The sequence below is a fragment of the Paenibacillus vietnamensis genome, from assembly GCF_020169515.1.
Lineage (GTDB): Bacteria > Bacillota > Bacilli > Paenibacillales > Paenibacillaceae > Pristimantibacillus > Pristimantibacillus vietnamensis.
The window spans coordinates 134159-152310 of the sequence record NZ_JAHMHW010000009.1 but is presented as its reverse complement, the minus strand read 5'-3'; the positions used below and the strand labels follow the sequence as shown (position 1 = coordinate 152310).

The window sequence follows — 18152 nt, the reverse complement described above, 5'->3', positions numbered from 1 at the left end:
ACTCTTCGTTCATTCGCAACATTCGGTTGGTATTGTAAGCATCAAGGAGGCGAACACATTGAACAGAACAAAAGTAGTAGCCATTATGGCATGCGTCCCCGCATTGCTGCTTACCATCACCGCTTGCAGCGGAGATAACGGAGAAAATCGCGAGGTCATTCGGGAGCCGGGGAAAACCATCACCGTCATTGATAAGAAGCCGGCAACCGGACCGGCCATTACGGTGGGGGGCATCAAGCGGTACGAGAAGATGGAGATATTCGGCTGGCTGGACGAGGATACGGTCATTGTATCCAAGGAGAACGAATCGTTGACGAAGATGAAGCTGGAGGAACTGGCGGATTCCTTTCCGCGCAGCTTGTACCGAGTCAATCTGAAGACGGGTGAGCTCGTGCCGCTGAAGGAACAGGAGAACGTGTTCTTGGGAGGCGCCAGCTTGTCTCCCGACAAAAAACATCTCATCTATCAGGAGTATACGCTCGGCGATCCCGCTTATTATGTCATGAATCTGGAAACGCTGAAGTCGTTCGGTCTGGCTAGTGAATCCATCGGGGGAGCCATGAGCGCTGGATGGGCGGATGATGGTAACATCATCGGTGCTTCTTATGCAGGCGGAGCTTACACGGCAACCACGAATGGCGATATCGCCGCGCTTGACGAATTGAACGAAGGCGCACTGATTATCGTAGCCAAGCTCGGCAACAGCGTCTACTACAACTCCAATGCGGATGAAGCGCTGAAGGTGCTCAATCTGGATACCAAGAAGCCCAAAGATATGGGGCTCGATTCCGTGGGCAGCGTCATTCCTTCGCCTGACGGCAATCAGCTGCTGGTGAAGCAATACGAAGGTACCAGGGTGAAGCTTGTACTTTGCGACATGGATGGAGGGAACGCGAAGACGATCGCGGAAGGAGCGGAGCTTGGCGGAATTTCCTGGTCCGCGAATCAGCGGCTGATCGCGTACAGTATGCAAGCGGAGGTTAGCGGCGCGACGGTAAAAGGCTTGTACGTCCACGATCTTCTGTCCGGTGAAGCGACCCGTATCGCAACCGACGTTGAGAACGCCGTGAGTTCCTCGTGGAGTCTTTCAGGCAACAAACTGTCCTACTCGGTATGGAACGGCAGCAGCTACGACAGCAGCATCGTCGAGATTCATACTTCCTTACAACCATAATATTACATCGTTAGGGCAATGGTGGTGGCGGTGTGGGCGGTTTTATTTGAATACAAGCCCTTGCAGGGGATTCTGGTTGGACAGGGCATATCTTTCCTTACTGTAAATAAGGTGAATCCGGTTGCGGTGGGGGAAGAGTAAAAGCCGAGAGGCATATAACAGGAATTAAGATCTGTACATCGCTTTGTGGGCCGCGCGCCCTGGGCGATGTTTTTTATGCTCCGAGACACACTCTAAAGAAAACGCTTATAAAAATCCCTGCATCGAGCGTTTGCTCGAATGGTTTCAATACATCGAACAGTGCCATGTACGCGCACAAAGATGGCCGACAGTATCCACACTTGAAGCGCAATAAAGACGCTTCTTGTACTTATTGCTTAAACGGCATTAGTGTTATAATCAAAAGAGCAGATACTGAACGAAAAAAGGAAATGATATTAAAATGGAAGGGGAAATAAGCAATGGCCAAAAAAATCGATAAGAGTACAGTAGATGCAATTAGAGATTTGCTGCGGCAGTACGATGTTAAAGAAGGCGATCGTATTGTTATCGATCTTAAAAATAACATGATCAGTGAATATGAGGAAGCCGGCATTTCTGATTTAATGAGCATTCGTGGTACCATTTCGGATGAGCGAGCTCAAGAATGGCTAAAGGAAAATGAAGACATGAGGCGAGAATGGTAAAGAGTGGAGTCATTCTCGATACCAACATCGCCATCGGCTTACTGAATGATAACCACTCGATTGTCCAGACGATTCAAAATCTTCAAGATCGCGGGTATGATTTTTATTTCTCGGTTATAACGAAATGTGAACTGCTTAGCGGTGTTAAAAATGATTCCGAGTGGCAGGCCGTTCAAAGTATTGGTTATAACCGATTCATCGATGTAGACAATGCGATTGCGACAATTGCCGGAAAAATCAGATTAGAGCAACGAAAAGAAGCAAATCGAAAAGTGAAAGCTCCTGATTCCCTAATCGTTGCTACGGCCATACATAATCAGTATGATCTTCTAACCCTTGATAAGGGGATGTGGTTTGCTGAACAGTATGGTATCAAAATAATTAAGGTTGTTAAAGAGAACGAGTAACAAATCGAAATTTTTATAATGATTATAAGTAAATGGGATGCGCTCACCTATTCGTGATGAGATGCATCCCGTTTTCATTCTGCGGCTTTTGACCTCTGGCTTCTAAGACCTGAATACATTGCCATGTGGGCCGCATGCCTTGGGCCATGTATTTTTTATTTCACCTCGAAAGTAACTGATAACTCTGTGCCGTAATCCGCAAGATCTGCACCTACACTTTTGACGATGCGGTAGGTTCCGGGCTTGAGGTCATCGGGGAGCTTGATGTTTTGCGTATAGTCGCCGACGGTAATCGGGGAGTAGCCCTCTAGCGTCATCGACGTTCCAGGTTTCCTTTCGTTAAGCAGCTCCCAACCATCTTTGTTTTTCTTCTCTAAGTCGTACCTTTTCCCGTTATGAGTCAAGTTCGTCGGTCCTAGGTTCGTAATCATTAATTGAAGCTCGTCGCCGGGTGTGTAAACTGTCTTATCCGTCGAAATCTCCGCGTGAATGACCTTGCCTGGAATGTAATAGATCTGCACGATCGAATCGGATACGGACCCGTCCTTCTCGACGAGCTCCGTTAGCAATATATACAGCGCGTCAGTTTTCTCGGGCATGACCGCGTCCACACGAAAAGGGAACTTATGCACGATATCCTTGTTGCCCCTCGGATCAGCCGACAACGTATGCACGTTCGGTGAAAGAGTATTGTGTGGGTTGAGCTGCGCGTCAACCTCGATCAGTGTTGTCCGGATCTGTTTGTCCGTAGGGAAATGCTGAAAGTACAGTCCCTGGTCTTCGCTCGGTTCCGTATGAAACGCGTAAGTGATCTCCGGTGAATTTCTTTGGAACTGATCGGGGAAAAGCGCCCTTAGCTTATCGCCCGACTGGAACGGATGTCCGATTTTCTCGAAAACGTCGCGGGTAGGCCATTTCAGTTCATAGTTCCCTTCGGGCGATTGTACAAGATGCAGTGAAACGCCATCGGCAGTGGACGCTTCGGAGGGCGTGTGAACAGCGTTTTCGTTCGCCAAACAACCGGTGGTTAATACCGCAAGCAGAAGAGTTGCAAATATCTTTCTCATAAGATCAGCTCGCAGTCTAAGTGAAGTTACCCATTAGACGCGGACCAGGAGGCAAAAGTTACTTTTCACAAGTTGGAGAATTAGTTTTGTAAACCCAGCAATCCATAAGAAACCTACCGCTCTAGTTCCTGTCATAATTAGAGTGGGGCGAACCATTTTTGATTGGAAGGAGGAGTGAGATTCATAGAAAGTGGTAATGACTTACTAGTAGGAAGCCAAGAAATCAAGAATGAATCCATTGGCTCCAGAAAGGTGTAAGAGATGACTCATTCTGAAGAAAAGAAGCACTGGAAAAGGGATATTATTCTCTTTTTGAGCAGTCAAACCGTTTCGTTGTTTGGTTCCGCTTTGGTTCAATATGCGATTATGTGGTACGTGACGCTTACTACAAAATCAGGTCTTATGATGACGATCTTTATTATCTGCGGGTTCATCCCTACGTTTCTATTATCGCCGTTTGCCGGTGTGTGGGCGGACCGCTTCAACCGAAAATATCTGATTATTATAGCGGATGCGATGATCGGTTTTGTAACGCTGCTGCTCGCCATCACGTTTTTACTGGGATATGATGCGCCATGGCTATTGTTTGTCATAGCCGCTGTCCGCGCACTCGGAGCAGGCATTCAGACTCCCGCCGTGGGAGCGATTTTGCCGCAAATTGTGCCGGAGGATAAGCTGACGAAGGTTAACGGAATAAATGGAACTCTGCAGGCGCTTATGATGTTCGTTGCGCCGATTGTCAGTGCGACTCTGCTTTCTGTGTCAACCATTGAAATCATCTTCTTTATCGATGTTGTCACCGCGGCGATCGCGATCTTCGCGTTATTTTTCTTTCTGAAAATACCTTTGCACCAGAAGGCGTCGGAGCAACAAAGGACAAGCTATTTGGACGACTTTAAGCAGGGATTAGTTTATATTAAGAATCATAGCTTTCTGAAACCGTTTTTTATTTTTTTTGCCTTTTTCTTTGTATTATTGGCGCCGGCCGCATTTTTAACGCCGCTGCAAGTCACACGCAGCTTCGGAGATGATTATTGGCGGTTGACGGCCATCGAAATTGCTTTTTCAACCGGTATGATGGCTGGCGGAGCCATCATCGCATCATGGGGCGGCTTCCGCAACAAAATATACACGATGTTTTTCGCTAACCTGATTATGGGTGTCTGCACATTTGTTTTGGGCGTTGTTCCGGTCTTCTGGATTTACTTAGTGGTGATGGCCGTATTCGGTGTTGCCTTACCAATGGCGAATACGCCGACGACCGTTCTGCTGCAGGAAAGAGTGGATCCGAATTTTATGGGGCGCATTTTCGGCGTATTCGGGATGATATCGACTTCGATGATGCCGATTGGAATGCTGATTTTTGGCCCGCTTGCGGATGTGATTGAGATTGAATGGCTGCTGGTTGGAACCGGGGTGTTAATCGTCATTTTGGCCATCTTCTTCGTTGGCAACAAACGTTTAATTGAAGCGGGAATGCCTGTAGCCAAGGAAGCTGCACAGGAGTGAATATTTGAATCCATCGCCGCTAGAGAACGGGAAGCAATCGCTTACTGGTCTCTTTTTTTTCTAGTCCAGATTAACTACTCTTACCCAAGAAGAGCAGCAGGCGATCGCCGATGAGATTGTGTTTGAACAATTCAAAAAAGGAACGGTGCTCCTCAGACAAGGAGACGTTCCTGCAAATGCTACTTCGTGCAATACGAAAAAAACGCGGCAAACGCCATGATGATCAACAATATTCCAGCTGTCAAAGCAGCTTTTCGCTGATCCGTCCGTTCCTGTACGGAGCCATCCATTCAAAATCCCCCCGAAAACGTTGATGGTTTCATTGTAATCGGGGGGTGATGGCTGTTCATTGACTAAGTCAATGTTAACGGCATTAAAGAGAAAAAGTGCCGCTAACCACGAGCCCGAAGCAGGCTGCGTTCAGCAGAATAGTAACACCGGCGCCGATCAGCAGCCCTTGGAGAATCCCGCTTTTTTTACGGAAAATAATAATAGCGGGAATCAGGTATACGATTTGTACGACGCTGATAAAGAAAAAGGCGATCGGAAACAGGAAAAGCAGCAAATGCAGCGCGGCGAGCAGGCCGATTCCGAGCCATACCTGCTTGGTATGGCCTGGCTCTTTGCCGGAAGGCTTCGCGCCTGACTGCTGATTGTCCCCATCATTCATTCCACTCATCGATTTTACCTCCCGGACGCAAGTCGTATTCTTTTCTCAGCTCGGCCAGCTTCTGCTCCTGATCACCGCGATAGAACATATTGTACGTATCAAAAGGAATAATTCGTCCGTCGGGGTGTACGATGTGAACGCAGGATTTTTTGACCGAGCGTACATCAAAATTATAGGGATCCAAAAACTGCATAATGATGACCCGGAAGACGTTTTCATAGCTGATGTTGTCAGGCACGGCGACCATCGGCAGGCAGCACAGCAGGTTTTTCAACGAAAGTGCTGAAGAAGAAGGAGAGTGAGCCCTCGAGAACAGCTCGAAAATTTTGGACTTCAGCGTCTGATCCTGCTCGAACACGATCGTGTTGCGGCCGCCCTCCAGTAAGATCTGAGGGTCCATTAATCCGGTAAGCGGCAGCACGTCCCCGCCAAGCTTTAAGGCGTAGCCCATCGCCAGGCAGTCGGGGTGGCACGGCACCGGAATGATATCCTCCGCGCGGAACACGCCCGATTGGTCAATGATCCCTTGCCGCACCTCGCTAAGGGTCAGTCGATCCTTGGCCGGATCAAAATCCTCCAGTCTGCCCGCCGCCTGGATCGGTTGAAAGGTCACGCCGCGTACGGCGGGCTGCTTCAAGCCGAACTGAATGATGTCGCCGATCTCATGATCGTTCAGTCCTTTTTTTAGCGTAACGACCAGCGTGGTCGAAATATTAAATTCGTTCAAATGCTCCAAGGCGCGGCGGCGAACGTCGCGCAGATCAACGCCGCGGAGCTCCCGCAGCGCCTTCTCCTCGAAGCTGTCGAACTGCAAGTAAATTTCAAAGCCCGGCATATATTCGGCTAACCGCTTTGCAAAGTTACGGTCTTGTGCAATGCGGAGGCCGTTGGTGTTCACCATAATGTGCTTGATGGGCTTGCTTTTGGCGAGATCCAGTATTTCAAAAAATTGCGGATGAATCGTAGGTTCACCGCCGCTAATTTGCACGATGTCGGGCTCGCCCTCGTTGCGGACGATGGCGTCCAGCATACTTTCGATCTGCTCCAGCGAGCGCCACGATTCCTTGTGCGGGGAAGACTCCGCATAGCAAATCGGACATTGCAGATTACAGCGGTCGGTGACCTCGAGCAGCGTCAGACAGCTGTGCTGTTCATGGTCGGGACATAGGCCGCAATCATAGGGGCAGCCGTAGCGGATCGGGGTGTTCCACTGCTGCGGCATTTCCGCTGGCTTCAGAAATTCGCGGCATTTCTTATAATAGGCGGCGTCGCTTGCAATCAGTACCTTTTCCCGGCCGTGCTGTCCGCAATATTTGAGCAGAAACACTTGATTGTCTTCAATAATGACTTTAGCCTCGACCTTGCGCAGGCATTTTGAACAGATACTGTTCGTAAGCTCGTAGAAAATATAAGGTCTGTTCTTAGTTGTCATCGTTAAAGCTCCTTTCGATGTGAACGCATCGGCTGCCCCAGCCACTTATAGATCAACGCAAAGTAATAGAGTAAGCCGGCGAGGCAGGCCAGCTGGATGTTATTAAGGCCGAAATATGGATGAGGAGTCGGCTTGATGAAATCGACGGACAAGCGGAACAAGAGATACCCTGCCATAAAAAGCTGGAAAATCGCTCCGTCGGGCAGCGCGGCTCTTTGTTTCCACCGGTAGAGCATCCCGCCGAGCAAAAGCAGGAAAGCTATTTCATAGAGCTGTGTCGGGTGTCTGAGAATGCCGTCGCCGAAATCGACGCCTGTGATCCAGGTTGTCTGCGTGCCGTAGGTATGGTCGTCAAGCCCGGTCATAAAGCAGCCGATGCGCCCGATCACCATGCCTACTACAATCGGCAGCGCCATGTCGTCGCCGGTGGAGCGGGTAATCCCGACGCGTTTCTTCATCCATTCCACGCCGATCAGTCCGCCAAGCAATCCGCCGACGATCGTTTTCCCCTCCATTAAATAGGTGTAGCTGCGCCAGTTGTCGATCGTCCGCATGGGATCCTCCAGCCAATACAGCACTTTTGACCCGACGGCGGCTCCCAGGATGGCCCCGACAATGACCCACATGCCCTGCGCAATCGGAAGCTTCTCTTTGCTGCGGGTGTAGAGGTACACCCGGAAGCCGATAAAATAGGCAAGCGCTTCAAAAACCGCATGCGGATGCAGCTTGATAAAGCCAAGATCGATCCAGATAGGGAAGGTCATCATATTCTCCCGTTTCGTTGTAAGTTCACTTTCTAAAGATTCGCTAGCGGAAAACGATAATCCTTTTTATCCGGCAGAGTCCACAAATAAGGCCGGCAGTCCCACTCCTTCGAGCGGCTGTCCGGCCTTATTTATAAAGATTACTCCGTTAAAATACGATAGTAACTTTCCCAAAAGAGGAGCCCTTCGCCAAATACCGGAAAGCATCGAGAGATTGGGCAAAAGGGAACGATTTGTCGATGACCGGATGCAGGGCATGCTGTTCAAGCGCAGCGTTCATTCTTTCGAACATCTCCCTGCTGCCGACGTTAATCGCTTGAAGCTTTGCTTTGCGGATGATGGCAGGGATCAGGTTGAAATTCTCGACGCCGGCGCCCGTCAGGATCCCGATAATGCTGATCTGGCCGCCGACCTTCAATGCCGAAAGCGAGCGATTAAGCGTAGCGGCGCCGCCGAGATCGACGATATGGTCCGCACCTTGACCTTCTGTATAAGCCAGAACAGCCTGATCCCACTCGGGATTCGTTGCATAGTTAATGCCGTAATCGGCGCCGAGTGCTTTCGCGCGTTCCAGCTTTTCGTCACTGCTTGAAGTAACGATCACTTTGGCTCCCAGCAGCTTGGCGAACTGCAGAGCGAATAGAGATACGCCGCCTGTGCCTTGAACGACCACCGTATCGCCGGCTTTTAAGCGTCCTTCCTCCGAGAGAGCATGCCAAGCGGTGACGCCCGCGCAAGCTAAAGTTGCCGCTTCTTCGTCGGTCAGATGCTCCGGCACGCGGACTAATCCTTCTTCAGGAAGCACGACGTATTCGGCGAGCATCCCGTCGAGAGGGCTTCCAAGTGTAGATATCCAGTTTTGTTGCGTCGGTTCTCCCGTTGTCCAGCTCTGTGCGAAAATCCCGCTTACGCGATCTCCGATCTGGAACCTGGATGCGCGATCCCCCAAAGCAATGACCTCGCCGACTCCATCAGAGACCGGAATAAGAGGGGCTGTCCGGTTGGGCTCGTAAAATCCGTCAATCACTCCCATATCGCGGGCGTTCAGGGAAACAGCCTTTATTCGAATCAGGACTTGACCGGGGCCGGGGGAAGGGATCGGCATGTCGGTCTCCTTCAGGTAATCGAGTCCAAAGCCGCCATGCAGCACAAATGCTTTCATATCCAAACTCACTCCTTCGTATGGTATAGACATACTATAGGTTACATACTAAAATTTAGTAAGAAGGCACTTTATGGTGGGATACGAACTTTAAGGTGCGTACGAGGGGAGGAACCGTGTTGAAAGCACAGCCGAATATCTCCATGGAATCATGCAGCTATAGACATGTACTCGAGATCATTTCGAATAAATGGACGGCGCTCGCCATCTATGCGATGGAGGATGGAACGATTCGTTACGGGGAAATGATGAGGCGGATCGAAGGCGTCTCGCAGAAAATGCTGACCCAAACCCTGAAGCAATTGGAACGGGACGGAGTGGTCAATCGCAAGCTCATCCCTTCGGTGCCTCCGGTCACGGAATATTCGCTATCTCCACTCGGCGAGTCACTCATTCCCATTATGCGGATGTTAAAGGTTTGGGCCGCGGACAATTATGACAGCGTTCTGGAGGCCAGAGAAGAATATGACAGCCAAAGAGTTAGAGTAAAAAATGAGGTATCTTCTAAATAAAGTTAATGACACGAAGCAAGCAAACAGCGGCAATCCTGGACAGGAGCATAAGTCCGGGATTGCCGCTGTTTAATGGAATTAACTTTCGCCATTACACGCAAAGTAAATTTACGGTTCAACTTTTAGCGCTGAGCCGCCTGCATCAGCCCGTATATTTTGCGGGCCGTATTTACGTTCCGGACGGTCACCCGCTGGTAGAGCTTGGTGCCGATCAATTTGTTCATGCCGCTTTTGCCGGCGTGCTCCCTGTCGTAAGACCATAGAATTGCGCCTTTGACGTAAAGGACGCGGTCGACCTCCGGTTTCATGACCAGCTTCTCGAGCACGGACTCCTCATCGACATCATCCCATAGGTAGAGCACGTCGCTTCTCATGGTTTGGTCATTCGACCAGTGCTCAGGCAGGTTGTCCATAATTGTTTTAATCTCGTCCAGTGTACGGATCATCACTTTAATAGAAAGGCCAAAATCCTTGAGAATAGCCTCTTCCAGCATGCCGGACAGCTCCTGCGCGGAATGGGCGCCGTCCGTGAAAATAATATTTCCTGTATTGATATACGTAACGACATCGGTTAAGCCGAGCTCTTCAAAAGTTAGCTTGAGCTGCTTCATATCGATCTTATTATTGCCGCCAACATTAATGCCACGCAATAAGGCCACAAAAACCATCGTCTACCCCCATAACCTCAAGAAAATGGTAAAGCTATGGAATTATTATACTGGGGAAGGAGGGGCAAAACAATTAATCGGATGGCTTTGGCAAAGAAGCGATGACGATGCCGGGAATTACCGGAGCTTGAATTGAGAATAGATCTAGCCTCACTCGCGCATAATAAAGTGTCAACAAGAAGCATAGGAGGCTTAGGTTAAGATGATGAATATCCAAAGAGCTCGGGAAATTTCAGAATCGCCGGTCATGGAGAATGTAGAGTATAACGGGGTTCGCATCTATATCCAGCATGTAAACGAACAGAACGAGACGGTCAGAATCTATCCTCTCGGCCAACCGGATCAAGAGCAGGAGGTTCCGGTGCGCAGCCTCGTCGAGCGTTCGTCGCAGGTGGCGATGGAAGTCGAACAAATGGCTTGCAGGGTTGACAATAGCGATACATAAGTCGAATTCAGTTTTGATGACGTAACTATAGGGCTGTCCCGGAAGGGGCAGCCCTTTTTAATGCGGTTGCCACGAAATTATTTACAGAAAGGAATATGAGACATTAAGTGGTTAACGGCATTACCTATTATTTTTATGCTAAAATAGAACCGATATTTGAAGAGAATAGGAGCCCAGCCAATAACAGCCCCATACACGATGCTGACAAATCCGCCTCAAGCAATTGCACAGGAAATTATAAGACATTCCCTAAAAGATTAAACGAAAGTTACTTGTAAAATTTTGTTACGAAAAACATTTCGTCTACGGATGGAGGATTTATATGAGCGATATTGCTAAAACGCCACAGCCGCCTTATTATGCGGTCATTTTCACTTCTGAACGAACGGAAGGAGACCATGGTTATGCTGAAACGGCAGATGAAATGGTGGAGCTTGCATCTATTCAGCCTGGATTTTTGGGAGTAGAAAGTGCGCGAGAAGGTGTAGGCATCACGGTGTCTTATTGGGATTCTCTTGAAGCTATACAAAACTGGAAACAAAACGAAAGACATCTAATTGCACAGCGTAAAGGAATGTCGGAATGGTATCTCAGATACAAAACTAGAGTTTGCAGGGTTGAACGAGATTACGGATTTGAAGCAGAAAGTAAAAATTGAATGTTTGAGCCCGGAAGCTACTGCTTTTTTGCAAAAAGCGAGGCTAGGGCAGATTTATTGAAGCCTTTCACGATAAGCCAAACGGCCAAGGTCATTTCATTCGCTGCTACAGGCAGTGACAAAATCGCGCCCCAAACGGAAAGCTGAGGAAATACGCCGAACATTTCGAACAAGGCGGCGCTAAATACGAGAGCTGCCCCGGTCATCCCCAAGATGGATATAAAGCGTGGAACGAGCCTGGTTTTATAAAAAATATAACTGTACATCATCGTATTGATCCCCAGCATGAAATTGGGACCAAGCATAAAAGTCCAGTCATGTACGGCTTTTAACAATGTGCCGGACGCTTGATAAGAGGCTGTTTCCGGCGCTCCCGCCGCTGCAAACGATTGGCTTAAGGTCAGAAGCGTTAGCACGCTGACTACGCCAACGGTTATGATGACGGCTTCAAGAAACCTGAAGCAAACATGACCGAGGGCTATGCTTTCATTGTACCTTCTCAAGTAAGGAAACATCGTAATGGAAGTACCGACCGCTGAAGCGACAAGAATTAACTCCATCAGCGCTCCCAGGATCACCCGGTTGGCGTGTTCGGCGCCGTTCGTCAGATAATCGGGACCGTTCAGGATGGGGTCATATAATAGAAGCCCCGCTACTGACGAAACCGCTGCAAGGATAAAGAGAATTCCCACCGCTTTTGATGCTTTTTTGGCCGAATTCATGTTTGACCTCCCTCATAAAAGAATACTTCTTCCAAAGGCAAATTAAAGGCATGCGCAATTCGAAAAGCCAGCTCCAGAGACGGAGAGTAGTTGCCCTTTTCCAGAGCCACGATCGTTTGCCTTGTGACGCCCGCCTTGTCAGCCAACTGCTGCTGGGTCATTTCATTATGATTGAACCGTAGTTTCCGGATGTGATTGCCGACAAGATTTTTTCCCATCTTAAACTCCTCTCCGATAATGATAAAGTTTCGTAACTGAGCCGGTGACATCGGAAATGAATCCCGAGGCGATCAGGATCACGAACATCACTTGTGACGGCTGATTGGCGGCCAGCGAGCCCATGGCAAGAAGAAAGCCGAGAATAAAGACAAAAAAAGAATTCCGGTTCGCTTTCAAGTCAATGAGTTTATCCAGTTCATCGGCAAATGCCGGTTCTTTCTCCCCGGTCGTCATCCTGAAGACGATGTTAAACATAATGCTGATCAAAATATGCGCGATGATGGAAACCAAAGTCAAGGTGAGGACGAAGGAGCCCCAGTAACGAAAGGCCTCCGCCGGCTCCAGCCCATCCTCCGGATACTGCAGGTACATGTACGCACAATAAGATACGAAAATAATTATGGCGCTGATTAACGTCACGATGCTTTTCTTTTCTTGATAGGTCATGCTTTGCACCTCCTGTTTATGATTAACTTAGTCAAATTCTATATACAAAATGTAATTTAAACCAATCACGATGTCAAGTTTATTTTACATCAAAAAGCCCGCAAGCGGTCACTTCATCCGAAGTGTCCGGCTTGCGGGCTGTTAAATATGCGTTTCTTACACCCGAAATACAACGGCCTCGTAAGGCAGCAAATCGATCGCCGTTTTCTGATTGGTTCGTTCAGGGTTATTGCCGATGACGATGTCGCCCAGCTTCTGTACGCCGAAGTCGGAGACGCTGCAGGTCGCCGGGTGCGACGAGATGTTCAGCAGCACCAGCCAGGCTTCCTCGCCGAGCGTTCTTGTATAAGCGTAAATCTGCTCGTGCTCATCCAGATAAGTCTTGAACTCTCCGTATACCATGACTTCGCTGCTTTTTCGTAAAGCGATAAGCTGCTTATAGTAATGATAAACGGAATTTTCGTCAGCCAAAGCTTGCTCGACATTAATGTCCTTGTAATTCGGATTGACGGCGATCCAAGGCTGTCCTTCCGTGAAGCCGCCTTGCGGTCCGGCATTCCACTGCATAGGGGTACGGGAATTATCGCGCGACAAATGCTGCAGCTCCTTCAGCACCGCTTCCGGATCGCGGCCTTTGCCGACTTCTTCTTTATATTTGTTTTTCATCGCAATATCGTTGTATTCATCGATAGAATCGAAGCGGATGCCCGTCATCCCGATTTCTTCGCCTTGATAAATATAAGGCATGCCCGGCAGGGTGTGGATGAGGGTGGCGAAGCATTTTGCCGACTGCTCCCGGTATTCGGTATCGTTGCCGAAGCGCGATACGACCCGTGTATGGTCATGGTTGTTCAAAAACTGGGAGTTCCAGCCTTTACCCCACAAGCCCTTGTGCCAGCGATCCTGAATTTGCTTGAAGCGGGGCAGATCCCAATGGGCCATATAGTCGCATACTTCAAAGTGGAACAGCGTATTTAATTCGCCGCGGTCCTCGCCGACGTAGAGCACGCCGTCTTCGGGAGTCACGAACGGAATCTCGCCGACCGTAAACACATCGTAATGCTTTAGCACTTTGTCGTACATTTCCTGCAAATACTCGTGAATGCCGGGATTGTTGCCCAAATACGAAATATCCTCAGGCCGCTCGGCGTCCGGGAAACCCGGGATTTTGGCAAGCAGATTGATGACATCCATCCGGAAGCCGTCGATCCCTTTGTCCAGCCAAAAACGCATCAAAGCATAAACTTCCTCCCGAACCTTCTCGTTCTCCCAGTTCAAATCCGGCTGCTCGGCCGCGAAGGAATGGAAGTAATATTCGCCCGTTGTTTCATCATAGGTCCAAGTGGAGGGGGCGAAGTAGGAACGCCAATTGTTCGGCTGCTTGCGCCAAATGTAATAATCGCGCTTCGGATGATCGATGCTGGAGCGCGATTCCTGGAACCAGGCATGCTGATTGGAGGTGTGGTTCACGACCAAATCCATAATAAGCTTCATTCCGCGGTCATGGACGGCAGCCAGCAGCTTCTCGAACGTGGCCATTGTGCCTGCCTTCGGCATGACCGAACGGTAATCCGCAATGTCGTAGCCGTTGTCGACGTCGGGCGAATCGTAGCACGGATTAAGCCAGATGACGTCCACGCCCAGGCTTTGAATATAATCCAGCTTGCTGAATACCCCCTCAAGATCCCCATAGCCATCACCATTGCTGTCATAAAAGCTGCGCCAATACACTTGATAGACAACCGCTTCTTTCCACCATGTTTTGTTCATTTAGTCACTTCCCTTTCCCACTTCAACCGCATAGCCCGTCGTATTGCGGAGCACCTTCACATGCAGGTCATGATTCGTCTTTTGTATTTCAACGCTTAAATGGCCTTCGCCAATCCGGATTCGTTCGATCTTCATTGTGTTCATTCCGCTTGGCAAAGCCGGATGAAGCCGAATCGTTCCCGATAGAGAGTCCGGGAAAAGCCCCAAAGCCGATTGCGCGAGCACGACCGATACGGCCGCCGACCAGGCCTGCGGCGAGCAGGTCGTCGGATAAGGGACGACGCCTTCGCCTTCGCTCGCATAGCCGCAGAACAGTTCGGGAAACCTTGCGTCACCAAATGAAAGAGAGGCTTCCAGCAAGCTATCCATCAGCTGCACCGCTTCCTCCCGGCAGCCGAGCCGGCTTAAGCCAAGCAAAATAAATCCATTGTCATGCGGCCATACGCTTCCGTTGTGATAGCTCATCGGATAATAACCGGCCGCTTGCTCGCTCATCGTCCGGATGCCGAAGCCGCCGTTCATGTCCGCCGAGCTCAACCGCTCCGCTACCTTTGCGGTGCGGCCGGTGTCCGGCAGCCCGCAGAACAGCAGATGGCCGGGATTGGAGGTGACGGAGCGCACCGCCACGGTGCCGCGTTCAAGCGCAACGGCATAATATTGATCGTCATCCATCCAATACGAGGCTTCGAACCGTTCGCGAAGCAGATCCGTCTCTTGGCGAAGTCTCGTTCCGAGCTCCGAATCTCCTAAACGATCGAATATAGCTGCGAGCTGCTGCTTGGCATAATAGACATAACCTTGCACCTCGCTCAACGCGATAGGAGAGGAGGCGAGGCGCCCGTCCGGATGAACGAGGCAGTTCGGCGAATCTTTCCATCCTTGGTTCGGGAAGCCGAGCTCGGCTTCCTGATGATAGGAGAGGAAGCCGCCGTATTTGCCAGCGGTTTCGTCTATCCACGCCAGAGCTTTCATGACGGCAGGAGTCAGCTCCCGCACCAGCTCCAGATCGCCTGTCCACTTGACGTATTCGGCAAGGACGACGAGGAACAGCGGCGTGGCATCGACGGTGCCGAAGTAGGGCCCGAACGGGGATTGTCCCGTGGCGACCAGCTCGCCGAAGCGCATTTCATGCATGATTTTGCCCGGCTGCTCATCCCGCTCGGTGTCGTGCTTTGTTCCTTGCCAAGCCGCCAAAGTGCGCAGAGTCGCCTTCGCCGTCTCCGGCCGCAGCATCAGCATGTAAAGGGAGGTAATCAAGCTGTCTCTGCCGAAGGGCGCGGCAAACCACGGCAAACCTGCCGCAGGCATCTCGCCGAACCCGTAGTCGGACAGCAGCATTTTCAGATCCTGCACGCTTCGGTTGTACACCCGATTAAACGGAGCGTGATCGGTTTCGATCGTCATCGTGTCCTCCGTCCAGGCACGGTAGCTTTCGGACAGCGCCGCGAATCCTTCTTTGAAGGCGAGGATACCGGTTTTGTTCAAGCGCTCCCACTGCGGGGTGATCATAAAATGGACCGAAGCCGACTCGCGCGGCTGCAGCAGACGGGAGAACCGGGCTTTGCCGTTTTCGCTTACCTCTACAGGCTCTGAATCCCACTGAATGTGAAGGAAGCGCCGGACGTCGTCTTTGCCCGAGTATTGCAAAGTAATACCTTCCGGACTGTAGTCCGCAAGGAGGATATATCCGACTTCACCTGTCCGGTATTTGCGTACAAGAAACATGTCCTGAAAGTCTGCACCGAACTTCATCGCGATCTCGGCCGGTCTTGCGTCAGGGTAATAATTCGTTACCGTGATCCGCTCGTGCAGCGAGCCCGCATAAATATACCGTTCCCGGACAATTTCCATCGCGCCTTCGTCCTTCGTCTGGTTCATGAGACGAAGCTTGGTGAACCAGCTCCGGTCCTGATTAGCGGATAGCAGCTGAGGCCGCTCGCCGTTCACTTCTAATTCCAGCTCGTTCAGGAAACGGGTATCTTGGGCATAGAGGCCGTACCCGCTGTCCGAGTCTCCGCTCATATCCCCGCCGGGACCCGTAAGACAGAACAGATCTCCTTCTTTGATCACGCAATTTATCATGTTCATTTCCTCCTGCTTATTTCACAGCGCCTTCGGCGACCCCTTTGATGATGTGCTTTTGCGCCACGAAATAGAAGATAACGACAGGAATAATAGACAGCGTCAAGCCGGCCATCGCCAGATTCCACACAATCGTAAATTCACCGAAGAAATAGAAGGTGGAAAGCGGGATGGTACGCAGGCTTTTATCCGAAAGAGTCAGCGACGGGAGCAAGTAGTCGTTCCACATCATAATGACATCCAGGATCGCAATGGTGATCGTAATCGTCTTCAGCATAGGAAATACAATGCGCCAGAACACGCCGAATTTCGTGCAGCCGTCCAGCGTAGCGGCCTCTTCGAGCGCAACGGGAACGGATTTAATAAAGCCGTGGTACAGAAATACCGCCATGCTCGCATGGAAGCCGATGTTCATAAAGATCAATCCGCCATGCGTATTGAGCATCGGAATGCGAAGCGTATCGCCGATCCAGCCCATAACCTGCATAAGGGGCATCATCAAGGTTTGAAACGGGATCAGCATCGTCGATACGAGAACCATAAAGATGATTTGGCTGAGCTTGTTGTCCGTGCGAACCAGCATCCATGCCGTCATAGCTGCCAGCACGACGATAAAAACCAGAGACACCAGCGTCACAAACAGCGAGTTGCCGAAGGCCGTCAGGAAATTCATCTTGTCCATCGCTTCGCTGTAATACTCGAAGGTGATGGAGGACGGGAGCGCCAAGGCATTCTCGTAAAGCTCCGAACGGGTTTTGAAGGAGTTTACGAGCATGATATAGATCGGCGACAAAAACAGAAGGGCAAAGAGGACAAGCAACGCTTCCAAAATCCATTTGCTTGTTGTTTTCATTACATTTGCACCTCTTTTTTCTTCGTGATATACACTTGGACCAAGGTTACGGCGGCGACGAGAACAAAGAAAATAATCGCTTTCGCTTGTCCGATGCCGTAACGGCTGTAGCCGAAGATTTCATTGAAAATGTTCATCGCGAACATTTCGGTGGAGTTGATCGGTCCGCCGCCGGTGAGCGACAGGTTCACATCGAATATTTTGAATGCGCCGGATAGCGTCAAGAATAAGCAAATGGTAAAGGAGGGCATAAGCAGCGGGAACACAATTTTGGTCAATTTGTGCCATGCGTTCGCGCCGTCGACCTTCGCCGCCTCCATTAAGTCGTCGGGAATGCCTTGAATGCCCGCGATATAAATAATCATCGTATAACCGGCCATTTGCCAGGCGAAAACGACGACGATCGCATACAAGGCGTATTCGGGATTAAGCAGCCAGTTGAAAAAAACATTGTCTATGCCGGCATTTTGTCCGACATATTTGAACACATCCGTAAAAATAAATTTCCAAATATAACCCAAAATCAAGCCGCCGATCAGGTTCGGCATAAAAAACAGCGTCCTGGCTAAATTGCTGGTGCGAAGCTTGGACGTCACGAGCAGCGACAAAGCAAGCCCCAACACATTAACGATAATGAGAGCAAAAAAAGTAAATTTAATTGTCAGCCAAGCCGACTTCAAGAAGCGGTCGTCCTGGAAAATCTGAACGTAGTTATCGAAGCCTACAAATACTTTCGGGTTGGCAGGGATGCCGTCCCAGCTAATAAAGGAATACCAGATGCCGATCGCAAAGGGGATGAGGACGACAGTGGAAAAGATAAGCAGAAGCGGCAGCGTAAATAGAGCGTACCAGCCTCTATTTTTGATCGCTTTCATGTATATTCACTCATTTCGGAGTAATTTCGG

General features: G+C 49.9%; 19 protein-coding genes and 2 pseudogenes. 8 read left to right on the top strand and 13 right to left on the bottom strand.

What is annotated here, in order from left to right; translation table 11 throughout:
- The first annotated feature begins 58 nt into the window (after positions 1–58).
- The 3 genes from KP806_RS17935 (at position 59) to KP806_RS17925 (ending at position 2267) form a co-directional block, all read left to right on the top strand.
- Positions 59–1174 (top strand): TolB family protein, encoded by a 1116-nt coding sequence (locus KP806_RS17935; protein ID WP_224725097.1) that lies wholly within the window; start codon positions 59–61, stop codon positions 1172–1174.
- A gap of 461 nt (positions 1175–1635) precedes the next feature.
- Positions 1636–1860 carry a hypothetical protein gene (locus KP806_RS17930; RefSeq protein ID WP_224725096.1) on the top strand — a complete coding sequence of 75 codons (225 nt, stop codon included), beginning with the start codon at positions 1636–1638 and terminating at the stop codon, positions 1858–1860.
- Positions 1854–2267: a PIN domain-containing protein gene (locus tag KP806_RS17925; RefSeq protein WP_224725095.1), complete on the top strand. Its 414-nt coding sequence runs from the start codon at positions 1854–1856 to the stop codon at positions 2265–2267. The genes KP806_RS17930 and KP806_RS17925 overlap by 7 nt, the downstream gene beginning before the upstream one ends.
- A 155-nt stretch (positions 2268–2422) precedes the next feature.
- Here KP806_RS17925 and KP806_RS17920 read toward each other — a convergent pair whose 3' ends face one another.
- A complete protein-coding gene (locus KP806_RS17920) occupies positions 2423–3334 on the bottom strand; it encodes an immunoglobulin-like domain-containing protein (RefSeq protein WP_224725094.1) in 912 nt (303 codons plus the stop codon).
- 261 nt (positions 3335–3595) lie between these two features.
- On the opposite strand from KP806_RS17920, the gene KP806_RS17915 reads away from it, so the two are divergent.
- Both KP806_RS17915 and KP806_RS28020 read left to right on the top strand, forming a co-directional pair.
- A complete protein-coding gene (locus KP806_RS17915; RefSeq protein WP_224725093.1) occupies positions 3596–4843 on the top strand; it encodes an MFS transporter in 1248 nt (415 codons plus the stop codon).
- Between the two features lie 64 nt (positions 4844–4907).
- Positions 4908–5032: pseudogene (locus tag KP806_RS28020) on the top strand (Crp/Fnr family transcriptional regulator); the annotation flags it as partial.
- 184 nt (positions 5033–5216) lie between these two features.
- Here the strand turns inward: KP806_RS28020 and KP806_RS17910 are convergent.
- From KP806_RS17910 to KP806_RS17895, 4 genes are all read right to left on the bottom strand, one after another.
- On the bottom strand, positions 5217–5522 hold the full coding sequence (locus KP806_RS17910) for a hypothetical protein (protein ID WP_224725092.1): 306 nt from the start codon (positions 5520–5522) through the stop codon (positions 5217–5219).
- On the bottom strand, positions 5506–6945 hold the full coding sequence (locus KP806_RS17905) for a radical SAM protein (protein WP_224725091.1): 1440 nt from the start codon (positions 6943–6945) through the stop codon (positions 5506–5508). The genes KP806_RS17910 and KP806_RS17905 overlap by 17 nt, the downstream gene beginning before the upstream one ends.
- A gap of 2 nt (positions 6946–6947) precedes the next feature.
- Entirely contained in the window at positions 6948–7709 is a 762-nt protein-coding gene (locus KP806_RS17900) for a prolipoprotein diacylglyceryl transferase (protein WP_224725090.1), read from the bottom strand.
- A 148-nt stretch (positions 7710–7857) separates the two neighbouring features.
- Positions 7858–8871 (bottom strand): zinc-dependent alcohol dehydrogenase family protein, encoded by a 1014-nt coding sequence (locus tag KP806_RS17895; RefSeq protein ID WP_224725089.1) that lies wholly within the window; start codon positions 8869–8871, stop codon positions 7858–7860.
- A 116-nt stretch (positions 8872–8987) separates the two neighbouring features.
- On the opposite strand from KP806_RS17895, the gene KP806_RS17890 reads away from it, so the two are divergent.
- A complete protein-coding gene (locus tag KP806_RS17890) occupies positions 8988–9383 on the top strand; it encodes a winged helix-turn-helix transcriptional regulator (protein WP_397376414.1) in 396 nt (131 codons plus the stop codon).
- 122 nt (positions 9384–9505) lie between these two features.
- Here KP806_RS17890 and KP806_RS17885 read toward each other — a convergent pair whose 3' ends face one another.
- Positions 9506–10051, bottom strand: coding sequence for a DUF1697 domain-containing protein (locus KP806_RS17885; protein WP_224725087.1), 546 nt, complete (start codon positions 10049–10051; stop codon positions 9506–9508).
- Positions 10052–10256: 205 nt separating this feature from the next.
- On the opposite strand from KP806_RS17885, the pseudogene KP806_RS17880 reads away from it, so the two are divergent.
- Both KP806_RS17880 and KP806_RS17875 read left to right on the top strand, forming a co-directional pair.
- Positions 10257–10430 (top strand): annotated as a pseudogene (locus KP806_RS17880) (small acid-soluble spore protein H); the annotation flags it as partial.
- Positions 10431–10818: 388 nt separating this feature from the next.
- A complete protein-coding gene (locus KP806_RS17875) occupies positions 10819–11154 on the top strand; it encodes an antibiotic biosynthesis monooxygenase family protein (protein WP_224725086.1) in 336 nt (111 codons plus the stop codon).
- A 17-nt stretch (positions 11155–11171) separates the two neighbouring features.
- Here the strand turns inward: KP806_RS17875 and KP806_RS17870 are convergent, their stop codons facing one another.
- The 7 genes from KP806_RS17870 to KP806_RS17840 form a co-directional block, all read right to left on the bottom strand.
- Positions 11172–11876, bottom strand: coding sequence for a DUF4386 domain-containing protein (locus KP806_RS17870; RefSeq protein WP_224725085.1), 705 nt, complete (start codon positions 11874–11876; stop codon positions 11172–11174).
- Positions 11873–12094: a helix-turn-helix transcriptional regulator gene (locus tag KP806_RS17865; protein ID WP_224725084.1), complete on the bottom strand. Its 222-nt coding sequence runs from the start codon at positions 12092–12094 to the stop codon at positions 11873–11875. Before KP806_RS17865 ends, KP806_RS17870 begins: the two co-directional genes overlap by 4 nt.
- Position 12095: 1 nt before the next feature.
- Entirely contained in the window at positions 12096–12542 is a 447-nt protein-coding gene (locus tag KP806_RS17860) for a hypothetical protein (RefSeq protein ID WP_224725083.1), read from the bottom strand.
- Between the two features lie 156 nt (positions 12543–12698).
- A complete protein-coding gene (locus tag KP806_RS17855; RefSeq protein ID WP_224725082.1) occupies positions 12699–14312 on the bottom strand; it encodes a glycoside hydrolase family 13 protein in 1614 nt (537 codons plus the stop codon).
- On the bottom strand, positions 14313–16394 hold the full coding sequence (locus KP806_RS17850; protein WP_224725081.1) for an amylo-alpha-1,6-glucosidase: 2082 nt from the start codon (positions 16392–16394) through the stop codon (positions 14313–14315).
- 16 nt (positions 16395–16410) lie between these two features.
- Complete coding sequence (locus KP806_RS17845) at positions 16411–17247, bottom strand: carbohydrate ABC transporter permease (protein WP_224725080.1); 837 nt, start codon at positions 17245–17247, stop codon at positions 16411–16413.
- Positions 17247–18122, bottom strand: coding sequence for a carbohydrate ABC transporter permease (locus KP806_RS17840; RefSeq protein ID WP_224725079.1), 876 nt, complete (start codon positions 18120–18122; stop codon positions 17247–17249). The genes KP806_RS17845 and KP806_RS17840 overlap by 1 nt, the downstream gene beginning before the upstream one ends.
- Positions 18123–18152 lie beyond the last annotated feature (30 nt).